This is a genomic window from Paenibacillus prosopidis (genome assembly GCF_003337375.1).
GTDB lineage: Bacteria > Bacillota > Bacilli > Paenibacillales > Paenibacillaceae > Pristimantibacillus > Pristimantibacillus prosopidis.
Genome location: NZ_QPJD01000014.1, coordinates 15,985 through 38,846 on the forward strand (window position 1 = coordinate 15,985; position 22,862 = coordinate 38,846).

At 45.2% G+C, this 22,862-nt stretch carries 26 protein-coding genes and 1 tRNA gene; 24 read left to right on the forward strand and 3 right to left on the reverse strand.

Annotated features, from left to right (window positions below; translation table 11 throughout):
- The first annotated feature begins 61 nt into the window (after window positions 1–61).
- The 7 genes from mnmG to DFP97_RS20875 all read left to right on the forward strand — a co-directional run bounded on the left by mnmG (window position 62) and on the right by DFP97_RS20875 (window position 7,556).
- On the forward strand, window positions 62–1,948 hold the full coding sequence (gene mnmG, locus DFP97_RS20845; RefSeq protein WP_114382126.1) for a tRNA uridine-5-carboxymethylaminomethyl(34) synthesis enzyme MnmG: 1,887 nt from the start codon (window positions 62–64) through the stop codon (window positions 1,946–1,948).
- Between the two features lie 5 nt (window positions 1,949–1,953).
- On the forward strand, window positions 1,954–2,676 hold the full coding sequence (rsmG, locus tag DFP97_RS20850; RefSeq protein WP_114382127.1) for a 16S rRNA (guanine(527)-N(7))-methyltransferase RsmG: 723 nt from the start codon (window positions 1,954–1,956) through the stop codon (window positions 2,674–2,676).
- 488 nt (window positions 2,677–3,164) lie between these two features.
- A complete protein-coding gene (noc, locus tag DFP97_RS20855; protein ID WP_114382128.1) occupies window positions 3,165–3,983 on the forward strand; it encodes a nucleoid occlusion protein in 819 nt (272 codons plus the stop codon).
- Between the two features lie 181 nt (window positions 3,984–4,164).
- Complete coding sequence (locus DFP97_RS20860) at window positions 4,165–4,938, forward strand: ParA family protein (RefSeq protein ID WP_114382129.1); 774 nt, start codon at window positions 4,165–4,167, stop codon at window positions 4,936–4,938.
- Window positions 4,919–5,770, forward strand: coding sequence for a ParB/RepB/Spo0J family partition protein (locus DFP97_RS20865; protein WP_114382130.1), 852 nt, complete (start codon window positions 4,919–4,921; stop codon window positions 5,768–5,770). The genes DFP97_RS20860 and DFP97_RS20865 overlap by 20 nt, the downstream gene beginning before the upstream one ends.
- Before the next feature lie 103 nt (window positions 5,771–5,873).
- Window positions 5,874–7,046, forward strand: a complete 1,173-nt coding sequence (locus DFP97_RS20870) for an aminotransferase class V-fold PLP-dependent enzyme (protein WP_114382131.1) — start codon at window positions 5,874–5,876, stop codon at window positions 7,044–7,046.
- Window positions 7,047–7,073: 27 nt separating this feature from the next.
- Window positions 7,074–7,556, forward strand: coding sequence for a DUF4446 family protein (locus tag DFP97_RS20875; protein WP_114382132.1), 483 nt, complete (start codon window positions 7,074–7,076; stop codon window positions 7,554–7,556).
- Window positions 7,557–7,576: 20 nt separating this feature from the next.
- On the opposite strand, the gene yyaC is transcribed toward DFP97_RS20875, so the two are convergent.
- Entirely contained in the window at window positions 7,577–8,185 is a 609-nt protein-coding gene (gene yyaC, locus DFP97_RS20880; RefSeq protein ID WP_114382133.1) for a spore protease YyaC, read from the reverse strand.
- 124 nt (window positions 8,186–8,309) lie between these two features.
- On the opposite strand from yyaC, the gene DFP97_RS20885 reads away from it, so the two are divergent.
- From DFP97_RS20885 to DFP97_RS20905, 5 genes are all read left to right on the forward strand, one after another.
- The gene (locus DFP97_RS20885) at window positions 8,310–8,549 is read left to right on the forward strand and encodes a putative Se/S carrier protein (RefSeq protein ID WP_114382134.1); all 240 of its coding nucleotides are present in this window, start codon (window positions 8,310–8,312) and stop codon (window positions 8,547–8,549) included.
- 35 nt (window positions 8,550–8,584) lie between these two features.
- On the forward strand, window positions 8,585–9,460 hold the full coding sequence (locus tag DFP97_RS20890; protein WP_114382135.1) for a mechanosensitive ion channel family protein: 876 nt from the start codon (window positions 8,585–8,587) through the stop codon (window positions 9,458–9,460).
- Window positions 9,450–9,668, forward strand: a complete 219-nt coding sequence (locus DFP97_RS20895) for a DUF951 domain-containing protein (RefSeq protein ID WP_114382136.1) — start codon at window positions 9,450–9,452, stop codon at window positions 9,666–9,668. The genes DFP97_RS20890 and DFP97_RS20895 overlap by 11 nt, the downstream gene beginning before the upstream one ends.
- An 84-nt stretch (window positions 9,669–9,752) precedes the next feature.
- A tRNA-Ser gene (locus tag DFP97_RS20900) sits at window positions 9,753–9,843 on the forward strand.
- Window positions 9,844–9,916: 73 nt separating this feature from the next.
- Complete coding sequence (locus tag DFP97_RS20905) at window positions 9,917–10,384, forward strand: helix-hairpin-helix domain-containing protein (RefSeq protein ID WP_114382137.1); 468 nt, start codon at window positions 9,917–9,919, stop codon at window positions 10,382–10,384.
- A 387-nt stretch (window positions 10,385–10,771) separates the two neighbouring features.
- Here the strand turns inward: DFP97_RS20905 and DFP97_RS20910 are convergent, their stop codons facing one another.
- Window positions 10,772–10,954 (reverse strand): YjzC family protein, encoded by a 183-nt coding sequence (locus DFP97_RS20910; protein ID WP_114382138.1) that lies wholly within the window; start codon window positions 10,952–10,954, stop codon window positions 10,772–10,774.
- A gap of 215 nt (window positions 10,955–11,169) precedes the next feature.
- Between DFP97_RS20910 and rpsF the strand changes: the two genes are divergently transcribed.
- The 4 genes from rpsF (at window position 11,170) to DFP97_RS20930 (ending at window position 12,833) form a co-directional block, all read left to right on the forward strand.
- A complete protein-coding gene (rpsF, locus tag DFP97_RS20915) occupies window positions 11,170–11,454 on the forward strand; it encodes a 30S ribosomal protein S6 (protein WP_114382139.1) in 285 nt (94 codons plus the stop codon).
- Between the two features lie 36 nt (window positions 11,455–11,490).
- Complete coding sequence (gene ssb, locus DFP97_RS20920; RefSeq protein ID WP_114382140.1) at window positions 11,491–12,009, forward strand: single-stranded DNA-binding protein; 519 nt, start codon at window positions 11,491–11,493, stop codon at window positions 12,007–12,009.
- A gap of 60 nt (window positions 12,010–12,069) precedes the next feature.
- Window positions 12,070–12,354, forward strand: coding sequence for a 30S ribosomal protein S18 (gene rpsR, locus DFP97_RS20925; protein ID WP_114382141.1), 285 nt, complete (start codon window positions 12,070–12,072; stop codon window positions 12,352–12,354).
- Between the two features lie 140 nt (window positions 12,355–12,494).
- A complete protein-coding gene (locus DFP97_RS20930) occupies window positions 12,495–12,833 on the forward strand; it encodes an MmcQ/YjbR family DNA-binding protein (protein ID WP_245976485.1) in 339 nt (112 codons plus the stop codon).
- Here the strand turns inward: DFP97_RS20930 and DFP97_RS20935 are convergent.
- Window positions 12,830–13,168 (reverse strand): DUF4870 domain-containing protein, encoded by a 339-nt coding sequence (locus tag DFP97_RS20935; RefSeq protein WP_114382143.1) that lies wholly within the window; start codon window positions 13,166–13,168, stop codon window positions 12,830–12,832. The two genes, DFP97_RS20930 and DFP97_RS20935, sit on opposite strands and share 4 nt — an antisense overlap.
- Before the next feature lie 230 nt (window positions 13,169–13,398).
- Here DFP97_RS20935 and DFP97_RS20940 point away from each other — a divergent pair, with 230 nt between their 5' ends.
- The 8 genes from DFP97_RS20940 (at window position 13,399) to DFP97_RS20975 (ending at window position 22,846) form a co-directional block, all read left to right on the forward strand.
- Complete coding sequence (locus DFP97_RS20940; protein ID WP_114382144.1) at window positions 13,399–13,827, forward strand: CBS domain-containing protein; 429 nt, start codon at window positions 13,399–13,401, stop codon at window positions 13,825–13,827.
- A 180-nt stretch (window positions 13,828–14,007) separates the two neighbouring features.
- Window positions 14,008–14,913: a DUF2232 domain-containing protein gene (locus tag DFP97_RS20945; RefSeq protein ID WP_425453544.1), complete on the forward strand. Its 906-nt coding sequence runs from the start codon at window positions 14,008–14,010 to the stop codon at window positions 14,911–14,913.
- A gap of 18 nt (window positions 14,914–14,931) precedes the next feature.
- Window positions 14,932–16,893, forward strand: coding sequence for a DHH family phosphoesterase (locus tag DFP97_RS20950; RefSeq protein WP_114382146.1), 1,962 nt, complete (start codon window positions 14,932–14,934; stop codon window positions 16,891–16,893).
- Complete coding sequence (gene rplI / locus DFP97_RS20955; protein WP_114382147.1) at window positions 16,890–17,333, forward strand: 50S ribosomal protein L9; 444 nt, start codon at window positions 16,890–16,892, stop codon at window positions 17,331–17,333. Before DFP97_RS20950 ends, rplI begins: the two co-directional genes overlap by 4 nt.
- 27 nt (window positions 17,334–17,360) lie before the next feature.
- On the forward strand, window positions 17,361–18,719 hold the full coding sequence (gene dnaB, locus DFP97_RS20960) for a replicative DNA helicase (RefSeq protein ID WP_114382148.1): 1,359 nt from the start codon (window positions 17,361–17,363) through the stop codon (window positions 18,717–18,719).
- Window positions 18,720–18,909: 190 nt separating this feature from the next.
- A complete protein-coding gene (locus DFP97_RS20965) occupies window positions 18,910–20,196 on the forward strand; it encodes an adenylosuccinate synthase (protein ID WP_114382149.1) in 1,287 nt (428 codons plus the stop codon).
- 257 nt (window positions 20,197–20,453) lie between these two features.
- On the forward strand, window positions 20,454–21,137 hold the full coding sequence (locus DFP97_RS20970; protein ID WP_114382150.1) for a hypothetical protein: 684 nt from the start codon (window positions 20,454–20,456) through the stop codon (window positions 21,135–21,137).
- 140 nt (window positions 21,138–21,277) lie between these two features.
- On the forward strand, window positions 21,278–22,846 hold the full coding sequence (locus tag DFP97_RS20975) for a M23 family metallopeptidase (protein WP_114382151.1): 1,569 nt from the start codon (window positions 21,278–21,280) through the stop codon (window positions 22,844–22,846).
- Window positions 22,847–22,862: the final 16 nt, after the last annotated feature.

Below are 22,862 nucleotides of genomic sequence, written 5' to 3' on the forward strand. Positions count from 1 at the left end.
CCAAAACAAATGCTTGCGATTGCAGGTTTGTTGCACAAACCCTAAAGGAGGGAATAGAACAATGGGATATATTGCTGGTGAATATGATGTTATTGTCATTGGAGCAGGACATGCGGGTTGTGAGGCTGCACTTGCTGCGGCACGTATGGGTTGTGAGACGCTACTTCTCACAATAAATCTGGATATGGTTGCGTTTATGCCATGCAACCCGTCAATAGGCGGACCGGCCAAAGGTCACGTTGTACGTGAGATTGATGCCCTCGGTGGCGAAATGGGACGTAATATCGATAAAACGTTTATTCAAATGAGGATGCTGAATACGGGAAAAGGACCGGCTGTGCATGCATTGCGCGCGCAAGCAGATAAGTTCTCGTATCAGCATTTGATGAAAAAGACGATTGAGGAGACCCCTCACTTAACTTTACGTCAAGGTATGGCTGAAGAGCTGATTGTCGAGGATGGCAAGTGCGTAGGTATTGTAACGAAATCGGGTGCGGAATATCGTTCACGTACAACCGTAGTGACGACAGGAACGTATTTGCGCGGCAAAATCATTATGGGCGAGCTGATGTACGAAAGTGGCCCGAACAATCAACAGCCTTCTGTAAGACTTTCGGCAAGCTTGAAGGAGCATGGCCTTGAGCTGGTACGCTTTAAGACTGGCACACCGCCTCGTGTGCATAAGGATACCATTGATTTTTCGAAGACCGAAATTCAACCAGGTGATGAGAAACCGAAATTTTTCTCCCATGAGACAGAGTCTTCCGACAATGAACAGCTGCCTTGCTGGTTAACGTATACTTCTGAAGAAACGCATAAAATTATAAATGATAATTTGCATCGTGCTCCTATGTTCTCGGGTGCTATCGAAGGAACAGGTCCACGTTATTGCCCGTCCATTGAGGATAAAATCGTACGATTCGCTGATAAGCCAAAGCATCAGATTTTCTTAGAGCCGGAAGGCAAAAATACGGCCGAATATTATGTACAAGGACTCTCAACAAGTATGCCGGAGGATGTGCAATTAGGCATTTTGCGTTCTATTCCAGGTTTGGAAAAAGTTGAGATGATGCGTACCGGATATGCTATTGAATACGATGCGGTTGTCCCCACGCAGCTGTGGCCATCATTGGAGACAAAGGTGATTGACAGTTTATTTACAGCTGGACAAATTAACGGAACATCAGGTTATGAAGAAGCAGCAGGACAGGGCGTTATGGCCGGTATTAATGCTGCCCGAAAGGTACAAGGGAAAGAACCGATTATCATTGGCCGATCAGAAGGATATATTGGCGTCATGATCGATGATTTAGTTACGAAAGGAACAAATGACCCGTACCGATTGCTTACATCACGTGCGGAATATCGTTTGTTGCTTCGACATGATAATGCCGATTTGCGATTAACGCCTACCGGTTATGAGATTGGTCTTATTTCAGAAGAACGTTACAATAAATTTTTGCGCAAAAAAGAACTGGTTGAAATTGACATTGAACGTTTACGTGCAACAAAGGTGAAACCTGATGAAGTGAATGAGATGCTAACATCAGCTGGTACGGCGCCAATGACAAACGGCACGGATGCTTTGTCATTACTGCGTCGACCTGAAGTAACTTATGCGATGCTCGAAACGGTAGTCCCTTCCGTACCGGAAATGTCGGAGGAAATGAAGGAACAGGTAGAAATTCAAATTAAGTATGCCGGTTATATCGAGAAGCAGCTCATACAGGTAGAACGATTGAACAAAATGGAAAAGAAGCGAATTCCAGATGATATTGATTATAGTGATGTTCGCGGATTAGCTTCGGAAGCAAAGCAAAAGCTGGCTTTGATCAGACCTTTATCGATCGGGCAGGCTTCTCGTATAGCTGGCGTAACGCCGGCAGATATTTCAATTTTGCTTGTATACTTGGAGCATTATAATCGTGTAACAGCAGCGAGAGGTTAAAGCATATGGATGAGACGCTACAGTGGTTTATAAAACGAATGGAGGAGGGCGGGATTCCGCTCTCTTCCGGTCAACTCGAACAGTTTGACACTTATTTTCGTTTGCTTGTTGAATGGAATGAGAAGATGAATTTAACAGGAATCACGGAAAGAGATGCTGTATATGAAAAGCATTTTTTCGATTCCGTTTCTCTTTCTTTTTTCACAAATATGAGTAACGTGCGAAAACTTGCGGATATTGGTTCAGGTGCAGGATTCCCAAGTATTCCTCTGAAAATTTGCTTTCCACATTTGCAAGTCATGATTGTTGATTCATTAAACAAAAGAATTCAATTTCTTACTCATCTGAAGGAGCAGCTCGGTCTAGATGAAGTCGTTTGCGTACATGGCCGTGCTGAAGACATTGCTCAATTGCCTGCTCATCGAGACAGCTATGACCTAGTAACGGCACGTGCTGTTGCTCGTCTGAATGTCTTGAATGAGTTTTGTCTGCCATTCGTAAGGAAGGGTGGTCTATTTGCTGCGATGAAAGGCTCACAATCTGATGAAGAGGTTCGAGAAGCTTCATTCAGCTTGCGAGAGCTAAAAGGTAAAATTAAATCACTACATCAGTTAACGCTTCCTAATGAGCAATCTCAACGTCATATCGTAATAATAGAAAAAACAGATGCTACGCCTCGTAAATATCCGAGAAAAGCGGGAACTCCTCTTAAACAACCGCTTTTATAAATGGCTTTGAATAATGTTCCACGTGAAACATCTACAACTTATTTGTGAGCAAGATGATTGATGACGCAACAATAATATGTAACAATTATGTGATCTCAGCAGGTGTCAAGCAGGAGATCGTTTAGCATAAGTCGAATTTAATGGGTAAGTGAAGAAAATGGTCGATGCCATTGTGTAAATGAAGCCACTTCAGTTATTACCAAACAACTTTTCTCACAGATATTCGCTCAGAAGCATTGGCTTGCATTTTTTACAGTTCTATCAAATAAGCATAGTCATGGACACTAACCAACCTTGCTGCTGAAGCGAGTTTATTGCACAAACCTTGCAGCTGCCTTTTGCGAAATATGACCATTTATAAGTTTTACATTTGTAGATTGGTTATTTTAAACAGCGATAAGTTGCTTTTTGATTATAGTCATTAAAGCTGTTGCGCTTAGGTTAGCTAATTTCAAGGTTTATCTCATGATCGGGTGGTAATTATCGATATGAAAGAACAATTTTCTCGTTTGTTCGGTTTGGCTGAACAGCGCATAGCTCAAGAAGAAGTTCGGCAAATACCGATTCATGAAATTGATCCGAGTCCCTTTCAGCCTCGAACGATCTTTGATGACGAACGGATAGATGAATTATGCCAAACGATCAAGACGCATGGTGTCATTCAGCCTATCGTTGTTCGCATGCGCAATGGAAGGTATGAAATCATTGCAGGAGAACGCCGTTGGCGTGCGGTAACAAAGCTAGGTTACGAGACTATACCTGGTATTATTCGTGAGTTTAATGACTCACAGACCGCTTCAATTGCTTTAATTGAAAACCTTCAAAGAGAAGGGTTGTCTGCTATAGAAGAAGCGATAGCCTATCAGAAGTTAATTGAGCTTCATCAACTTACACAAGAAAGCTTAGCTCAACGTTTAGGCAAAAGCCAATCAACGATTGCCAACAAATTGCGATTGTTAGTGCTTAGTGATACGATTAAAATTGCCTTAATGGAGCGCAAAATTACAGAACGGCATGCTCGTGCATTACTATCGCTTGATAGTGAAGAACTGCAGCATAGAGTACTGGAAGAAATTATTGCAAAGGATTTAAACGTTAAGCAAACCGAAGTGAGGATTGCATTTTTGAAAGAATCTACGAAATTGAAGAAAGCAAAACGGATTTCTTTTACTAAAGATGTACGTTTGGCACTTAATACAATTCGACAATCTATCGAAATGGTCTCTGGCTCGGGATTGCAGATTAAAACGAATGAAAAGGATCATGATGACCATTATGAAATTGTTATCCAGATCCCGAAAAGATAAAATGAGAGTGCACAATTAGATATATTAAGTAGCGTAATTATCGAAAAATCGCTCCAATTATACTTATTAAGTGCCGTCCTCGTTGAGGGCGGCGATGCCATTTATAGCTAAAGTTCATTAATTTCATAACATCATGTAAACAGCATAATAAAGTTGTACTACACATAGAGGTGAGCCGGTTTTGTCGAAAATTATTGCAATTGCGAATCAGAAGGGCGGTGTCGGAAAGACGACAACGTCTGTTAATTTAGCTGCTTGTCTAGCATCGCTAGGCAAGAAAGTATTACTAGTTGATATTGATCCACAAGGGAACACAACAAGTGGACTCGGTGTCAACAAAGGGGATGTAAGCAATTGTATTTATGATGTGCTTATAAACGAAGTCCATCCCAAAGATGCCATGTTAGATACGAATGTTTCTGGATTGAAAATCATCCCAGCTACGATCCAGCTTGCCGGAGCGGAAATTGAGTTAGTTCCAACTATATCTCGTGAGCTTCGTTTGAAGAAATCTTTGCATATGGTTAAAGATCAGTTTGATTATATTTTAATTGATTGCCCGCCATCACTCGGTATATTAACGATCAATTCATTAACTGCGGCTGATTCTGTTCTTATTCCCATTCAATGCGAATATTATGCGCTTGAAGGCTTGAGTCAACTATTGAACACGGTTCGACTCGTTCAGAAGCATTTGAATACATCGCTACAGATTGAAGGCGTTCTACTGACGATGCTTGATGCAAGAACGAATCTTGGCATTCAAGTTATTGAAGAGGTCAAAAAATATTTTCAACAGAAAGTGTATCAAACTATTATTCCGCGTAACGTTCGACTGAGTGAAGCGCCATCGCACGGACAAGCAATTATCACTTACGATCCTCGATCTAAAGGTGCAGAAGTTTATCTTGAACTCGCGAAGGAAGTGATCATGTATGAGCAAGCGGCTAGGTAGAGGGCTGGATGCGCTTATTCCATCGCTTTCTGTAAATGACGATGATAAAGTCATTGAGATATCATTATCTCAATTGAGACCGAATCCATATCAGCCACGGAAAACATTTGATGAAGATTCCATAAAAGAATTAGCAGAGTCGATTAAACAACACGGCGTTATTCAACCTATTATCGTACGTACTGTTTTAAAGGGTTATGAAATTATAGCAGGGGAGAGACGTTTCCGTGCATCGCAATACTGCGGGAATTCAACGGTACCTGCTGTAGTTAGATCGTTTACAGATCAGCAAGTGATGGAAATCGCTTTGATCGAAAACCTGCAGCGTGAGGACCTTAATGCGATAGAAGTGGCAATTGCTTATCAAGCGCTTATCGATAAATTTAAGCTGACACAAGAAGAATTGTCGATGAAGGTTGGTAAATCCCGATCTCATATTGCAAACTTTGTTCGGCTGCTTAGTTTACCAGCTGAAATAAAAGATAATGTTTCACGTGGAACAATTTCCATGGGACATGCAAGAGCATTAGTTGGTGTTAAAGATGAAAGTGTTCAGAAGGAATTGGCAGATCTAATTGTTTCTTTGGAGTGGAGCGTACGGGAGCTGGAAGAGGCTATTCAGAAGCTCGATACAAAGCAACCGGAGGATAAAACAAAGCCGAAGCAGAAGAAACGTGATCCTTATATTGATCATTTAGAGGAATCATTGCGGGAACGATTTAAAACAACGGTAAAGATTAAACAGCAAAAAGATAAAGGTAAAATTGAACTTCAATACTATAGTAAACAAGATTTAGAACGACTGCTAGAATTGCTCCAATACATGGCATAAGCAGTACCTAAATATGGCATACCTAAGTTGTAATCTTCCTTTTGAAAGATTAAACTAGGTATGCCATTGTTGTGAGCAATTTGATGCGGAAGGTGTGAAAAACTTGGTAAATAGTGAACAATCGGTAATTTATTTAGACCATGCGGCAACCTCATGGCCGAAGCCGCCAGCCGTTACGGAGGCAGTTGTACAAGCCATGTTAAACGATGCAGCCAATCCAGGTCGAGGCAGTCATACCATGGCAGTCCGGGCAAGTCGTGTATTGTTTGATACAAGAAAACAATTAAGCAAGCTTTTTAATATAAAAAACCCAAATGATATCGCGTTTACTTCAAATACGACAATGGCGTTAAATATGGCGATAAAAGGGTGGCTCAAGCCAGGAGATCATGTTATTGCCACATCAGTTGAGCATAATTCAGTTAGACGTCCATTATATTATTTAGAGCAAACCATTGGTGTCGAAGTGACCTATATTGAAGCTGATGATCGTGGAAATATTCAACTGGATGATGTAGCGAAAGCGATTCGGCCGAATACGACTTTAGCTGTCGTTAATCATAGCTCTAACCTGTTAGGAACGATATTGCCAATTGCAGAAATAGCAGAACTTACAAGTAAACACAATATAAAGCTGCTCGTTGATGCAGCACAAAGCGCGGGTATCCTTCCAATTGACGTTCGCGCGATGGGGATTCATATGCTTGCTTTTCCAGGGCATAAGGGTTTGCTTGGTCCACAAGGCACAGGAGGACTATATATCGATCCTGAGCTTGACCTGGAACCGTTGCTGCATGGCGGGACTGGAAGTCAATCAGAGGCGCGTGAGCAGCCTCACGTAAGACCTGACAGATATGAGGCAGGGACACAAAATACACCAGGATTGGCAGGCCTCAAAATGGGTGTGCAGCATGTCCTGAATGAGACGGTGCAGAACATCCATACTAAGGAATGGACGCTGGCCCAAAGGCTCATGCAAGGACTTCTGCCGCTGCGGGGCGTAAGGCTTCTTGGCCCTGAACTTGGGAAACAACGAACAGGAATAGTCGCGTTTAATGTAGATGGAATTGATCCTTCCGAGCTGTCGTTTATTTTGGACCAGCATTATCGAATAGCAGTCCGCGCAGGCTTTCACTGTACGCCGCTCGCACATGCTTGTGCAGGAACTTCAATGACAGGCGCGATCCGAGCTAGTGTAGGCATATATACAACAGAAGCAGAGGTAGATGCATTAACGGAAGCCATCAAAGAAATATCACAGCAATATGGGGCATAGTCACAAACTGGGGGCGGAAGAAGAACGATGGAAGATTGGACATCAAATCCGATGAATGCAGTGACGGTGGTCTTAGTGTTATTAGTCATTGTTTTGTTCATTTGGATTGCAGTCATCGGAGGACGGCTAAAAAAACTAAGAAAACAATATACAGCGGTAATGGGGAACACAGGTGTTACTGATTTTGAAAAAGTTATTATTGAGTTGAGGGAAGGACTTGCAGGGCAACAGCAAGAAGCAATGCAATTGAAAGCACAGCTTAAAGACATGCAGATTGCGTTACCGCAGCAAAAAGGTAAAATAGGCATTCATCGCTACAATGCATTCTCCGATCGGGGAAGCGACCTGAGCTTCTCCATTGCAATCATAAATGAAGCGAAAGATGGAGCTGTTTTTTCAGGTCTTCATAGCAGAGATAATACTTACGTCTATGCTAAGCCGATTGATAAAGGGGAGTCCCCTTATCCATTAACGCCGGAAGAACGGAAAGCAATTCTGGATGCCAAATAAATAAGAATTTTAAAAAAGTCTCAAGAGTTGTCGGCAGCAGCCGTTTGTTCTCTTGCGCCAGTTATTAAATGAGCATGGTTAGCAATAGCAGTAAACAAGCTTAATGAAATAATATCTGCCATTTTCATAACCAGGTGGAGTCGAGTATTTTGCAATACAAAATACTCCATGAAGCCGCCTACGTTCACAATACCGGTAATATGGATATCACCGACAGGCGGCAAATCTTTGTTAACTCCAGCGCCAGGACGAACAGGGCCAACTCCAACTTGTATGCAGCCTACGCTTGATACTTGACCAAGGCATGCGTCTATACCGATAACGAACGGTTTATGGAAGCGCCGATTGATTTCTAATAAAGTGTCATCCAAATTCATTGCATGAACGGGATCCTCTAGTGTGCCGAATAGCTCAAAATGAGGGCTTCTGTATTTGGATAAAGAAGTTCCGATAAGCGGCCCTAACGAATCGCCGGTCGAACGATCCGTACCGACGCACACGACGACGATAGGGCGGTTATCGGCCAAATCCTCCAGCATGGATGACAACCGGTTAACCAGCATTCCGATAACATTAGCCGTTGTGTATGGCACTTTCAAAGGCGTATCCTTAATAAATGGAAGCTTCATAGAATCCCTCCGATATTGCTAATATGTTACTAGTATATGGATGGGACAACCTTTTTATACTTCAGATAGTTTGATATTTAGATTATGCTTATGAAATAAAAGCAAACTTTCCAGGAGGGTGCTCATGTTAATTGCATTTGATTCTACTCAGCAGGCTTTGCGGGCAGAAATGTTACTCGAATACGCCGATATAGAAATCGATATTTGTCCGACACCGAAGGAAATAACGGCAGGGTGTGCGCTTTCGATACATTTTCCTGAAGATGATCTGGTAATGGTGAAGAATGTTATTGTGCAGGAGCAGGTGGAAATTAGGGGTATATTTAAACCGATACAAGCAGGATATAAGCAAATAGAGATATAGGACAGGAATGAGCCTGGAGAGAAGGAGGGAAAATCATGCCAATCAAAAAAGGATATGAAGAAGCTGTTAGCTGGTTGACTAACGATAAGCTGTGGCAAGGATTTGGACACGCTGCACTGCGGGTATTGCTTATCTTGTTAATTGGACGGATTCTTTTGTGGGTCATACATAAAACCATTGATCGGGTAGTGCTTGAGCGTGAGAGCAAGCGGATGTCTACCTATGGAAGACGAATGACGACTGTAGCGAAGCTTATGAAAAACGTAGTATCGTATGTCATTTATTTTATTACGGCCATGCTAATTTTGTCCGAGTTCGGAATTGATTTGGGCCCGTTACTGGCTGGAGCAGGAGTGCTGGGGCTGGCGATTGGATTTGGCGCCCAGAGCTTGGTTAAAGATATCATTACAGGTTTTTTTATTGTATTGGAGGATCAGTTCGCGGTAGGAGACGTTATTCAAACCGGTCAGTTTAAAGGGACAGTTGAAATGATCGGACTCCGCACAACCAGAATTCAAAGCTGGACAGGTGAATTGCATATCATCCCCAACGGGATGATCAATGAGGTAACGAACTTTTCTATCAACAATTCATTGGCTATTGTCGATATATCCATTGCATTTGAAGAAGAGGTGGACCGCGCATTAGAGGTCATTCGGTCTACGATGATTAGCATGAAGGACGAAAATCTCGTTAACGCGCCGGAAGTGCTCGGGATACAAGCGATTGCTCCTACAGGAGTAACGATTCGGGTTATTGCCGAATGCCTTCCGAACTCCCATCCAATCATTTCGCGTAAAATGAATATGGAGATTAAAAAAGCATTAGATGCAAGCGGTATTGAAATTCCGTATCCGAGAGTGGTTACGTATCACCGCAACGAAAAGGGAGGCGTGAAAGATGGAGCGTAAGCAGTTTGAGCTTGGAGACGTCGTTCAAATGAAAAAACAGCATCCATGCGGTTCAAACGAGATGGAAATCATCCGGATGGGAATGGATATCCGCATTAAATGCGTAGGCTGTAAGCATAGTGTCCTTATTCCTAGAGCAAAATTTGAGAAAAATATGAAGAAGGTGCTGCGCTCTAAATCGTCAGAAACAAGCGGGTCAGAGATGTAACAATAGTGCAGCAAAAATCCAAAAAATATTTTTGTAAAACACTTGCTTGAGGACAAGCTATGTGTTAAAATAATTTTTACATGCGGAGAGGTACCCAAGAGGCCCAAGGGGGCTGACTCGAAATCAGCTAGGCGTGTCAAAGCGTGCGTGGGTTCGAATCCCACCTTCTCCGCCATACATAAACAGTCAAACGATTCGGTTGTCGAATCGTTTTTTTTATTTCTATAGCGAGAATAGGATGATCAATAATGGGTACGCCAAAGCTGCCGTTAACGGATGGCGAACGAAAGCGTCTTAGAGAAGCAAAGATTAAGCTTGCTGAAGTCACTAATTACTCACCGGCTCAACTGAGCGTTAGCTTGAATGTCCCTGAAAATCGGGCTAACACATTAATTGCGCTCGTACAGTTTCAAAACGTGCCGTCTATCGGTCCGAAGCTTGCCTATAATTTGGTTGAGTTAGGGTTTTACTCACTTGAGCAGATTAAGAGTGGGGGAGAGAGCGGAGCACAGCTTGTAGAACGCCTGGAGAGACTTCATGGCGTTTGGATGGACCCATGTGTGGAAGATGTTATGCGGCTTGCTGTACATCATGCCAGCCATCCAGGCAGCGACAAGCAATGGTGGGACTTTACGACGGAGCGCAAGGCTTACCGTGAACAGTATGGATATCCGGCCGACCGTCCGAGCAAGGCATGGCATGAATTACGCAAATAGCAAGCGTAAACGGCTTCGCCGTCCTTGAAGCTCGTTTCGCGGTGAAATATAAGCAACGTATAAGATTCAAATTTAACTTTCTTAATCTTTTTAAAAAGAGAGCTCTTTCGAGCTCTCCTCTTGACGGTGGTTGATGGTTTGAGTCTATCAAATCTCACTACAAGCATGCGAAACCTTGGAAGTCGCTTCAATAAATCCTTTTTAACTCGAATGCACGCGTGTTACAGACCGTAGTCTTTGGCACAACCCTCCGCTTCTATCCTGCGTGGACGAAATCCTCTTGAGGTCCTTTCACCAAACGGTTCAACGGAACCACACCTCTCTTACACCGTCGATAAATAGCATGACCAGAGCAAACTTGAGCTATACACGCTGCTTTACAAAAAATTAATGACCCATCCGTTTCCATTTCCGTTCGTGATTTGTTGTCTGAGGAAAACGCTCGCCCGCGTTCAGCGTTACTTTTTTTGGATTTTCAATGCCCATATGAAAAGAGTTGACACCCTCTTCAATATATGTGCCATCATTAGGGGCTTTATCACCGGGTGAGAACAACGTCCATTCGCCCATACCTTTCACCTCCGCTTATTTAAAGAGCGGACAACGATTCCATTGTCCGGACCGTTAGTATTTGCAGGGCAGCTAAATTACATAAGTAGAAGAAAACGGCTAAAAGCTTTACTTGTCATTGGCCCATCAATTTGATATAGTATTCAAGTATGCGAGCAGAAGCTCGCTCCTTGCTCCATTTATGGGGCCGTTAGTCCAAAAGGAGGTGAAACAATATGCGCAAATATGAAGTGATGTACATCATTCGTCCAGAGGTTGAACAAGAAAACGTTCAAGCTATCGTTGATAAATTTAATGGCATCATCTCCAATGGCGGAGAGGTCACAAAGACAGACGTGATCGGTAAACGCCGTCTTGCGTATGAGATCAACAAGCTTCGTGATGGTTACTTTGTACTGGTACATTTCAACGCAACAACTGAAGTTGTGAATGAACTTGACCGCATCATGAAGATTACGGATGAAGTTATTCGTTCGTTGATCGTCAGAGACGTTGCTTAGTCCACGCAGGATTGTTTGATTGGGAGGTCGGAAACGATGTTGAACCGTGTTATACTTATTGGCAGATTGACGAGAGACCCAGAACTTCGCTATACACCTGCAGGTGTTGCGGTTACGCAGTTCACGATTGCGGTAGATCGCCCGTTTACGAGTGGTCAAGGTGAGCGTGAGGCTGATTTTATTCCGGTTGTAACTTGGCGGCAGCTAGCCGAAACTTGTGCCAACTATTTGCGCAAAGGCCGTTTAACAGCGGTTGAAGGACGTATTCAAGTGCGGAATTATGAGAACAACGAAGGTAAGCGCGTCTATGTGACGGAAGTTATTGCCGATAACGTACGGTTCTTAGAGTCCAATCGTGAAGGCGGAGCGCGTGAAGAAGGCGGAAGCAACTACAGCGGTGCCGGCGCAAGCAGCGGCGGAGGATCTTTCGGAGGCAACGCTTCCCAAAGCGGCGGTAACCGGCCATCTGGTAATAACTCACGTAACGACAGCCGTGATCCGTTCCAGGATGACGGACGCCCGATTGATATATCAGAGGATGATTTGCCGTTTTGATACTTTAGTAGAAGCTTCTACGAGTATCAATAATTTTCAACGATAAGGAGGATATCTATCATGGCTTTCAAGCAAAGAGATAATGGCGGCGACGAGCGTCCAGAGCGTAAGTTCAGCGGACGTAAAGGCGGACGCAACAAACGTCGTAAAGTGTGTTTCTTCACTGTAAACAAAATCACTAAAATTGACTATAAAGATACAGATTTGCTGAAAAAGTTTATCAGCGAGCGCGGCAAAATTTTGCCACGTCGTGTGACTGGTACAAGCGCGAAATACCAACGCTTGCTTACAATCGCAGTTAAACGTTCACGTCAAATCGCATTGCTTCCTTACACGACTGAATAGGTCGATAAGTGAATAGGCAATAAAATGATAAAAACCGACGATACCTATCGTCGGTTTTTATCATTATTAGGAAGATGCAGAACAGGTGTAGGTTTCGTTATAATAGAGTCAGCAGGACAATGAATAGAGGAGGAAGCAGGTTGCAGCAACTTATCTATTATTGCGAAGAGAAGCAGGGTGCGCAGCGTGATTACCCGTTTGGGCCTGAGCCGCTCGTCATGAAGGTCGCGGGCAAAATGTTCGCGCTTATTTCATCCGACTCCATCTCATTGAAGTGTAATCCGGAAATTGCTCAGAATTTGCGCGAGCAGCACACGGTCGTTAAGCCTGGGTATCATCTGAACAAAATGCATTGGAATACCGTAACCGTTGACGGCACCTTGTCCGAACTTGAGCTGCAAGCGATGATTGACCATTCGTATGAGCTGGTTGTTGCAAGCTTAACGAAGCTGGCTCGAGCGGAACTTACACAAGCTTAAAACTTATTAGCTTGCTGCTCCGACCAGTCTCCGATGATAGGAAGTTTGCCTAGTTTGCCCTGCAGGGTAAGCAGCATAAGCGCAATCCATAAAATAAAGGCGACAGGTGCGAGCAGCAAACCGAGAATCCATCCGATAATAGGTATGAAGCCGAACAAAATATTAAGTACGATGAGTACGACAGAGACAACGATAGACTGAACGGCATGCAATTTGACGAAGCGGCTTTGTTTCTCCAGAACAAGGAAAATAATACCGGTGATGAAGCCTCCTAAATAACAAAGTAAGCCTGCTACTTTTGGATCTAAGCCTGTCGACGAGTTGTCTGGATGCATAACGAGCTTTCACCCTTTCTATTATTCATATTCTTGCAATGATTGTATTCGTCCAAAGTCGGCAATAGACCTATTTTCAAACAGATAATATATCCATATTTGGTGCTATTACATTGTAAAAGTTTTGTAACCTGTTTCGTCAAAATAACATCTATAATGAGGGTGAAACCGGTCTGCCTCTTTCATCGAAGTATAATGGAATGAGCAAACGGAATGGAGTTGTTGGGGAAATGAATATCGCGTTTTTTTTGCTGCCGAAGCAGGAGGTCGTATGCTTGACGCAGGATGCGACGCTAAGGCAGACGCTTGAAAAAATGGAATACCATCGCTATAGTGCGGTGCCTATTATTAATGATGACGGTGGTTATGCCGGTACGGTCACAGAAGGTGATCTGTTATGGTATATTAAAAATCATGCGGATCTGACGCTTGAGCAAACGAATAAAGTAAAGCTGAGCGATCTGCCTCTGCGGATGAACAACAAGACCGTGCGGATAGACGCGAACATGGATGATTTGATTTCATTAGCGAAGGCGCAAAACTTTGTGCCAGTCGTAGATGATATGAACCGTTTTATCGGGATTGTGCGCAGAAGCGAGATTATTGATTATTGTCAAAAGATTATTATGGAGCAGCATAACGTACTGCAGGACCGATAATGAACGGCAAAGAGTGATTGACACGGCCGCGCAGGGGTACTATTTTCAAACCGGTATGGACAAAATAAAATGAAATAAGACGGAGTGAGAACGATGTTCCGTCTTTTTGCTTTGCTTATGCTATAATGAGATGTAAAAGTTTCGTAAGAAACCAGATTAAATACGCAAGAGGTGAACGGTTTGAAAACCGGCTTGAAACCAGTGCTGTGGAGCTGTGCGGCACTCCTTTTATTATTGTCCATTCATTTACCGCTGTTAAACATCCTTACTCTGCTGCTCTTGATGGTGCCTTATGTTGTGCTGTATACCACCTTGCCGCCAAAATCGTTTGTGCTGCATCTGATTACTGTGTGGCTGCTTGCATTTTTCATTGGAGGGCCGGCAACGCTCATAATTGGTTTTTTCTTTCTCATACCGGCAATCGTGATGGGTCACTTGTATATGAAGCAAGAGCCCGCCTCAAAGGTCATTCGGACGGTTGGAGTTGTATTTCTAGCCGGGCTGCTGCTTGAATTGTTTATTTTCGAGGTCATATTGAAAATTTCGCTCATTCAGAAAATGAGTTCATTAGTAAGAACAACGGTTGATGATCTGGTTGTACAAGGGCTGCTTCCGAAAGAGTGGAATTCTGAATTAACGGAAATGATGGTTCGTACGATGGTGGGCTCGATACCGGTTACGTTTATTTTGATTGCCTTTGGATACACGATTATTACGCAATATTTGGCGCGCAGAGCGGTAAAATGGAGCGGTGGGCCGGAAGTTCCAAGGTTTACGCGGGCGAAAGATTGGCGTCTGTCTCGTATGCTTGTCATTATTTATTTAATTGCTTATTCCATTGAACTTTTCTCGACTAAGACTAGCGAGTCTTTTTTCGCGATAGCGCTAATGAATTTAGTGCCTCTGCTTAGTTATGTTTTTGCGATACAGGCTGTCGGATTTTTCTTCTTCCTCGCTCACCAGCGGGGGTGGAACAAAGCGGTGCCGATTCTTATTGCGATTCCGGTGCTTATCTTCCCGCCGCTTAGCTTGATTGGCGTGCTGGATACCGCTTTTCCAATCCGGAAGTCGTTTACGAAACCATAGCACAGGAGCGGATCGGAAATGCCGAAGTTTTTAATTACGCGATGGCACGGAATGCATCAAATATGGGCTTTCATATTAATGGCGCTCATGACGGTTGCGCTTGCTTGGTTTGAATGGCTGCTCGGGCTGCTCGGGCTGCTATTGACGGGCGGGGTGGGGGTCTATACGGTTCTGGCTGAACGAGCGTTCCGCAAAGATTTAAAATCCTATTTAGGAACGCTTTCTTATCGTGTGAAGAAGGCTGGCAACGATGTGGTCAGCGAGCTCCCATTCGGAATTATTTTATATAATGAAGAACGTACGGTGGAATGGCATAATCCCTACATCGCAGCCATTCTGGAGCGGGAATCTGTCGTTGGTGCTCCGCTTACGGAGCTGTTTCCTACACTCCAGCAAGTAAAGGAACGCGAGGGTACCATTGAAGCGACTGTCGGCTCACATGTGTATCAGCTTATATTCAAACAGAAGGAACGGATACTGTACGTCAAAAACATAACCGATCTGTGGCAGCTTGGCCGAAAATATGAGGATGAAAAGCTCGTTCTCGGCGTCGTTATGATCGATAACCTCGAAGAGGTCTCGCAAGGCCTCGACGATCACCAGCGGAGCGCGATGCTCTCGAAAGTGACTGCAGAAATTACGGAATGGGCGCAGAAATTCCATATCTATTTGAAGAGACTGACGTCAGACCGGTTCCTGCTCCTGACCGACCAGAAGACTCTCAAGCTGCTGGAGCAGTCACGTTTTATCGTGCTGGATGAAGTAAGAGAAATAACCGGCGACCACAAAATCCCGGTTACGCTCAGCATTGGCTTCGCGGCTGGCGCCGATCACATTATTGAGCTTGGTCAATGGGCGCATACGAGCCTTGATATTGCGCTTGGCCGCGGCGGTGATCAAGCATCGGTTAAGGTGGGCAGCCGCCAGTCGTTCTATGGAGGCAAGTCCAATGCGGTAGAGAAGCGGACGCGCGTCAGAGCGCGGGTCGTCGCACATGCGCTGCGCGACTTGATTCGCGAGAGCCATAATGTCGTCATTATGGGACACAAGATGCCTGACATGGATGCGATCGGTGCGGCTATTGGCGTGATGAAGGCGGCGCAATTGTTCGGCAAAGAGGCTTATATCGTGCTAGAGGGTATCAATCCGGCTATCCAGAAAATGATGGAACTGATCAAGGAAGACGAGCGGCTGTCCAAACGGTTTGTGTCGCCGGAGCAGGCATTGGCGCTTATAACGCCGCAGACGCTTGCTGTCGTCGTTGATACGCACAAAGTATCGATGGTCAAGGAACCAAAGCTGCTGACGCTAACGGAACGTATTGTCGTTGTCGATCATCACCGTCGCAGCGAAGAGTTTATTGCGAATGCGATTTTGGTATATATGGAGCCTTACGCTTCTTCGACCTGCGAGCTTGTAACGGAGCTGCTGCAGTACATTCATGATCGTGTCGTGCTTGATGTGAGAGAATCGACGGCGTTGCTTGCAGGAATAACGGTTGATACGAAGAGCTTCTCGCTGCGCACAGGCGCGCGAACGTTTGAGGCGGCCTCGTTCCTGCGCCGCAACGGCGCGGATTCGATGATGATTCAGCGGATGCTGAAGGAAGATCTCGAGGAGTATGTGCGCAAGGCAGAGATTATTAAGCACGCCGAGGTGCTATACGAGCACGTGGCTATTGCCGTAACGGAAAGTGGCCGTAAATATTCGCAGCTTCTCATCGCACAATCGGCGGATACGCTGCTGAATATGACGGATATATTGGCTTCGTTCGTTATCGGGGAGCGGGCAGACGGACTAATCGGCATTAGCGCCCGTTCTCTCGGCCATATGAACGTACAGGTTGTTATGGAACGAATGGGCGGAGGCGGACATTTAACGAATGCAGCCGCTCAGCTTGAAGGGACTGTGACAGAAGTCGCTGAGCTTCTGAAGCAGGTTTTAGACGAAATTGAATCGGAAGAGGGGTTATTTGAATGAAAGTAATCTTTTTGCAGGATGTTAAAGGACAAGGAAAGAAAGGGCAAGTGAAGGATCTTTCCGAAGGCTATGTACGCAATTTTCTATTGCCGCAAGGACTGGCGAAGCTGGCATCTGACGGTAACTTGAAGACACTTGAGTTACAGAATGCTTCGGAGCAGAAACGCAAGGAGAAGGAAAAGGAAGACGCTCAGGCGTTAGGCAAACGTTTGGATGAGCTTACGGTCGTTATTAAGACAAAGGCAGGCGAAGGCGGAAGGCTGTTCGGTGCGATAACGAGCAAACAAATTGCTGAAGCGCTGGCTGCGCAAGGCATTAAGATCGATAAACGGAAAATTGAGCTGGAAGATCCCATCCGTACCCTTGGCGTAACGCAGGTGTCTGTGAAGCTTCATCCTGAAGTGAAGGCGAAGCTAAGCGTTCAAGCAGCCGAGGAGTAACAGGTAAGCTATAATTAGGAGGAACCCATGAGTACAGAGCTGATGTTTGACCGTGTTCCGCCGCAAAACCTGGAAGCCGAACAGGCTGTCATCGGTGCGATTTTGCTGCAGCCGGAAGCGCTCATTACAGCGATGGAGCGGGTGCGCAGCGAAGATTTTTACAGCGGATCTCATAGACAGATATATGAAGCCATGGTCGAGATAGCGGAGAACAACCAGCCGGTTGACCTCGTAACCTTGACCGCTCATTTGCAGGATCAGCATCTGCTTGAGGAAATTGGCGGCGTCAGTTATTTGGCAAAGCTGGCAAATTCGGTACCGACGGCGGCAAACGTTGATTATTACGCGCAAATTGTAGAAGAAAAATCGATGCTGCGGCGTCTTATCCGTACAGCAACAAACATCGTATCCGATGGATACGCTAACTCGGACGATGTTGGCGTATTGCTCGGCGACGCAGAGAAAAAAATACTCGAGATATCCAACCGCCGCTCAGGCAGCGGCTTTATCTCTATTCGAGACGTACTGATGGAAGTGTTTGAAAAGGTCGAATTGCTGTATTCGAATAAAGGAAATACGACAGGAATTCCATCGGGCTTTACCGATTTGGATAGAATGACGGCAGGTTTCCAGCGAAGCGATTTAATTATCGTTGCGGCTCGTCCATCGGTAGGTAAAACGGCGTTTGCGCTCAATATAGCCCAGAATGTCGGCATACGCGCACGCGAGACAGTCGCCATCTTCAGTCTGGAGATGTCCGCTGCTCAGCTTGTACAGCGGATGGTTTGTGCGGAAGGCAATGTCGATGCGCAGCGGATGCGGACGGGGCATCTTGAGGGCGAGGATTGGGAGAAATTGACGATGGCCATCGGAGCCTTGTCGGAGTCCGAGGTTTATATCGATGATACACCGGGAATAACAGTTGCTGAGATTCGCTCGAAATGCCGGCGTTTGAAAAAGGAACGCGGACTCGGTATGATTCTAATCGATTACCTGCAGCTTATTTCTGGCCGCGGCAAAGCCGGCGAGAACAGGCAGCAGGAGGTTTCGGAAATTTCACGTACATTGAAGCACATTGCGCGTGAGCTTGAAGTTCCGGTTATCGCGCTGTCACAGCTCAGCCGGGGTGTCGAGCAGCGGCAGGACAAGCGTCCGATGATGTCCGACCTCAGGGAGTCGGGATCGATCGAGCAAGATGCCGATATCGTAGCGTTCCTATACCGGGACGACTACTACGATAAAGAGTCGGAGAAGAAAAATATTATCGAAATCATTATCGCCAAGCAGCGTAACGGGCCGGTAGGCACGGTGGAGCTGGCGTTTCTCAAACAATTCAATAAATTCGTAAGTATTGACCGTACGCACCAGGATCCGCACGCATCATGAATATCCGAACAATTGCAGAGGCAGTAGTGCAATTGTTCGTTTTTTGTTTGACTTCTCGCAGTTGGACTGCTACACTATTAATGCTGTCTTTTGACTCTTATCACGCAAGTCTTCGATTGAAGGCGAAAGGGTGTTATGATTTCAGGACGGTAATTTTCGGTGTTCATAAACACCGGACGGGGGTATGATTATGTCTACGGTAGTTGTTGTTGGAACGCAGTGGGGAGACGAAGGTAAAGGCAAAATCACTGATTTCTTGGCAGAAGGAGCCGACGTCGTCGCTCGTTACCAAGGAGGTAACAATGCCGGACACACGATCCTCATTGATAACAAAAAATATAAATTGACGATGATTCCATCGGGTATTTTCAATCATAATAAAACTTGCGTCATCGGTAACGGCATGGTTATTAATCCAGAAGCGCTGATTGACGAAATTAACTATATTCATGATAACGGTTTTTCGACGGAAAACTTGAAAATTAGCGATCGTGCACATGTAATCATGCCTTACCACCTTGTATTGGACGGGCTTGAGGAAGATCGTAAGGGTGTAAACAAAATCGGTACGACCCGTAAAGGTATTGGCCCTTGCTATATGGACAAGGCTGCTCGTAATGGTATCCGGATCGCCGATCTGATGGATGCGGAAGAATTCGAAACGCGTGTGCGCAGCATAATCGTAGAGAAAAACCAGCTAATCGAGCAAGTATACGGCAGCGAGCCGCTTGACGCCGACAAAATCGTTAGCGAATACCTCGGTTTTGCAGAAGTACTTCGTCCTTATGTAACGGATACTTCAGTTGTTCTTAACGATGCCATTGATGCGGGACAGAAGGTTTTATTCGAAGGTGCTCAAGGCGTTATGCTGGATATCGACCAAGGTACGTATCCATTCGTTACGTCCTCCAACCCTTCGGCTGGCGGCGTATGTATCGGTTCCGGCGTTGGTCCATCTAAGATTCAACAGGTTATAGGAGTTGCCAAAGCGTACACAACCCGTGTAGGTGATGGCCCGTTCCCAACCGAGCAGGATAACGAAATCGGCCAATTGATCCGTGACAAAGGCCATGAGTACGGTACGGTTACAGGTCGTCCGCGCCGCGTCGGCTGGTTCGATACGGTTGTTGTCCGCCATGCGCGCCGCGTAAGCGGGATTACGGGCTTGTCGCTTAACTCGCTTGACGTATTAACGGGTCTGGAAACGGTGAAAATTTGTACAGGTTACAAATTGCGCGGTGAAGTTATCGAGACTTATCCTGCAAGCCTCAAATTAGTATCCGAATGCGAAGCGATCTACGAGGAGCTTCCAGGCTGGTCGGAGGACATCTCCGGTGCGAAGACGCTTGAAGACCTGCCAGTTAACACGCGCAACTACGTAAACCGCGTATCTGAGCTGACAGGCATACCAATTGCGATTTTCTCTGTAGGCCGTAACCGTGAACAAACGAATCCGGTTCGTCAGATTTACGAATAGAAGGAATTTGCTAAATAAATAATGAAAAGGAAGGATAGCCCAGGCTATCCTTTTTTTATTGATTAGGAAAGTAATATTTTAGTTGCCATGCAGCAAAGGTGCCTGAAAATGCTCTGAAAAATGGAGATATTATCATTTAAGAGAAAAAAGAGAATGTTCTCCCTTTTTGTTGACCATAATGGTATGTAGTAGATTATGGAAACAATCGCCAAATAACATAAGGTGCAGCGGTTGTTTGTCGAAGGGAATGAGATAGCATGCTTAAAAAAATCGGATGGCTTTCAAAACTAGTCGCAGCTGGGCTCATATTGAGCTTTCTATCGATATGGACAACCGGGTATATTGTAACCAGTTATGTAGAAACGCTGCTAAAGCAGTACAATATGCCGCTTGAGGTGCCGCCAATGGCCATGTCTGGCGTATGGGGCAAGCTATGGGGTGCAGATCCGCTCATGGCAACAGATACGGCAGCAAAGGAGGATACTCAAGCATCTACTGAAGCTTCTATTGATGCAACAAGCGAGCCTGATGAAGCAGCGGGTAATGATCACGGAGAAGCGCCGGTAGCGGTCGATGCATTCGGGGAAGCGACCGAGCCGCCTTTGACAGACATAGGTATCGGTGGTGGAACACAGGCAAATGGGGGAGCTGCTCCTGATGTAGGAGAAGTTCAGGAAGGAACCGCTGGGATAGACGGCAAGGAAACGGCAGTCACGACCGAGGATTTGACTGAAGTGAAAGAGCAAATGAGCGATGAGGATAAGGAAAAATTGTTCGGATTATTAATGAGCAAATTACCGCAGGAATCGTGGCAAACCATATCACAATATGTCGAAAATGGTCTAACGGAGCAAGAATTAACGACTATTCAACAAATTATGGCACAGCATCTCGACAAAACCGAGTATGGGGAAATGATGGAGATTCTGAAAAAATATTAATACTTTGAACGTTGTGTAAAGGTTGCCCCAATTGTTGGGGTTATGTTAAAGTATTAGGCGAGTGATCCGACAGGATAATTCGCCTTTTTTCATGTCGGAAACCGGAAAAATAGTTGCATAAGCGCGAAAAGGAGACAATCATGACCTTTTTCAGGGACAAGGGTCGGATTAAGAAGGTATGGGATCAGACGATTAAGTACTTTCGGACTAGCCGATCGCAAGACTTGAATGGCAAGACAAAGCAACAATCCGTAAGCGGCAAGGCCAGCACGCCTTTATGGCGGAAGAAGCGGGTACAGCTGACGGGCGGGGCGCTCGTACTCCTCACAGTAGCCGGATTTAGCGGCATCCAATATGTCCAAGCAAACACAGTTGAATTTTATAATGTATATATGAACGGAAAACCGGTAGGAACGGTAAGCAATCCAGACGCAGTCGAACAGCTTGTTCTACAAGAAACCGAGGAAGCCCAGCAAGCCAATCCTAATGTCAGCATGGTACTCGAAACAGGGAAGATTACATATGAAATCGATAATGCTTTTAAAGCAGCCCCTGAAACGGACGCGACCTTAAAAAAGTTAGAAGGTATGTTTACCTCTCATGCGGTAGGCGTCGAAGTTAAGGTTGACGGTAAGGTAATCGGCATAGTGAAAGACCAGCAGACGGCAGATGCTATTTTACTTCGGGTGCAGAGCAAATTTGCGCCTGAGCTGGCGGCAGCGAAGAAGAAAGCGAAAGAGGTTACGGCGCTATCGTTCGATGCGGGCGAAGAAGCGGAACCTGCAGCAAAATCTGCAGCGAAGACACCTGGCCTCGAAGTGACGGATGTCGGTTTCGTGGAGGCCGTGCAGACGGATCCCGTCGATACGGATCCAACCCAAATTATGGCGGCCGAAGATATTTATAAGAAGCTAGTCCAAGGCAGCATCCAGCCAACGAAGTATACGGTGCAAGAAGGCGATTGTGTCGGATGTATCGCAGAGAAATTTGACATTTCTCCACAGGTTATTTATGAGAACAACAGGTGGATTGAAGACGATAAGCTCACAATCGGCGATGTGCTTGATTTAACGGTGCTCCAGCCGGAGATAACGGTGAAGACGGTTGAGAGCCTGGTTGAGGTCGAAACGATTGAACCGCCGGTAGAAGTGAAGAAGAACGATGATATGCGTGTCGGTGAATCAAAAACCATTTCACAAGGGGTGGAAGGCTCAAAACGGCTGACGTACCGGATTGTAAAGCAGAACGGTTATGTCGTTACCGAGGAGCTGGTTAGCAAGGAAGTCCTTAAGGAAGCGATTCCGACCGTTGTCATGAGGGGTACTAAGGTAATTTTAGGCGAAGGTTCCGGCCGCTTCGCGATGCCGGTTTCCGGAAGCAACTTGACCAGCAAATTCGGCCCGCGCTGGGGACGGATGCATACAGGTATTGACTTGACTGGCAGTAAAAGCATTCTTGCCTCGGATACCGGCGTTGTCGAGTTTGTTGGCAATAGGACCGGAACGGGCAAAACCATTATAATTAATCATAAAAATGGATACAAAACGTTATACGGTCATCTGAATTCCTATAATGTAAGTGAGGGTGACATTGTAGAAAAAGGTGACAAAATCGGTATTATGGGTAACACTGGTCATTCTACAGGCGTTCATTTACATTTTGAAATTCTTAAAAACGGCGTCGCTCTAAATCCACTGAAATATTTATAAATTATACCTATACGCG

Excerpts from the sequence above, each read along its gene's own strand:
- DFP97_RS20875 (WP_114382132.1), top strand. The coding sequence starts at position 7,074 with ATGGAAGATTGGACATCAAATCCGATGAATGCAGTGACGGTGGTCTTA.
- DFP97_RS20935 (WP_114382143.1), bottom strand. The coding sequence starts at position 13,168 with ATGCATCCAGACAACTCGTCGACAGGCTTAGATCCAAAAGTAGCAGGC.
- mnmG (WP_114382126.1), top strand. The coding sequence starts at position 62 with ATGGGATATATTGCTGGTGAATATGATGTTATTGTCATTGGAGCAGGA.
- DFP97_RS20950 (WP_114382146.1), top strand. The coding sequence starts at position 14,932 with ATGCCGAAGTTTTTAATTACGCGATGGCACGGAATGCATCAAATATGG.
- rpsF (WP_114382139.1), top strand. The coding sequence starts at position 11,170 with ATGCGCAAATATGAAGTGATGTACATCATTCGTCCAGAGGTTGAACAA.
- rsmG (WP_114382127.1), top strand. The coding sequence starts at position 1,954 with ATGGATGAGACGCTACAGTGGTTTATAAAACGAATGGAGGAGGGCGGG.
- DFP97_RS20970 (WP_114382150.1), top strand. The coding sequence starts at position 20,454 with ATGCTTAAAAAAATCGGATGGCTTTCAAAACTAGTCGCAGCTGGGCTC.
- rplI (WP_114382147.1), top strand. The coding sequence starts at position 16,890 with ATGAAAGTAATCTTTTTGCAGGATGTTAAAGGACAAGGAAAGAAAGGG.
- dnaB (WP_114382148.1), top strand. The coding sequence starts at position 17,361 with ATGAGTACAGAGCTGATGTTTGACCGTGTTCCGCCGCAAAACCTGGAA.
- ssb (WP_114382140.1), top strand. The coding sequence starts at position 11,491 with ATGTTGAACCGTGTTATACTTATTGGCAGATTGACGAGAGACCCAGAA.
- yyaC (WP_114382133.1), bottom strand. The coding sequence starts at position 8,185 with ATGAAGCTTCCATTTATTAAGGATACGCCTTTGAAAGTGCCATACACA.
- DFP97_RS20885 (WP_114382134.1), top strand. The coding sequence starts at position 8,310 with ATGTTAATTGCATTTGATTCTACTCAGCAGGCTTTGCGGGCAGAAATG.
- DFP97_RS20895 (WP_114382136.1), top strand. The coding sequence starts at position 9,450 with ATGGAGCGTAAGCAGTTTGAGCTTGGAGACGTCGTTCAAATGAAAAAA.
- DFP97_RS20905 (WP_114382137.1), top strand. The coding sequence starts at position 9,917 with ATGGGTACGCCAAAGCTGCCGTTAACGGATGGCGAACGAAAGCGTCTT.
- noc (WP_114382128.1), top strand. The coding sequence starts at position 3,165 with ATGAAAGAACAATTTTCTCGTTTGTTCGGTTTGGCTGAACAGCGCATA.
- DFP97_RS20975 (WP_114382151.1), top strand. The coding sequence starts at position 21,278 with ATGACCTTTTTCAGGGACAAGGGTCGGATTAAGAAGGTATGGGATCAG.
- DFP97_RS20865 (WP_114382130.1), top strand. The coding sequence starts at position 4,919 with ATGAGCAAGCGGCTAGGTAGAGGGCTGGATGCGCTTATTCCATCGCTT.
- DFP97_RS20940 (WP_114382144.1), top strand. The coding sequence starts at position 13,399 with ATGAATATCGCGTTTTTTTTGCTGCCGAAGCAGGAGGTCGTATGCTTG.
- DFP97_RS20910 (WP_114382138.1), bottom strand. The coding sequence starts at position 10,954 with ATGGGCGAATGGACGTTGTTCTCACCCGGTGATAAAGCCCCTAATGAT.
- rpsR (WP_114382141.1), top strand. The coding sequence starts at position 12,070 with ATGGCTTTCAAGCAAAGAGATAATGGCGGCGACGAGCGTCCAGAGCGT.
- DFP97_RS20965 (WP_114382149.1), top strand. The coding sequence starts at position 18,910 with ATGTCTACGGTAGTTGTTGTTGGAACGCAGTGGGGAGACGAAGGTAAA.
- DFP97_RS20890 (WP_114382135.1), top strand. The coding sequence starts at position 8,585 with ATGCCAATCAAAAAAGGATATGAAGAAGCTGTTAGCTGGTTGACTAAC.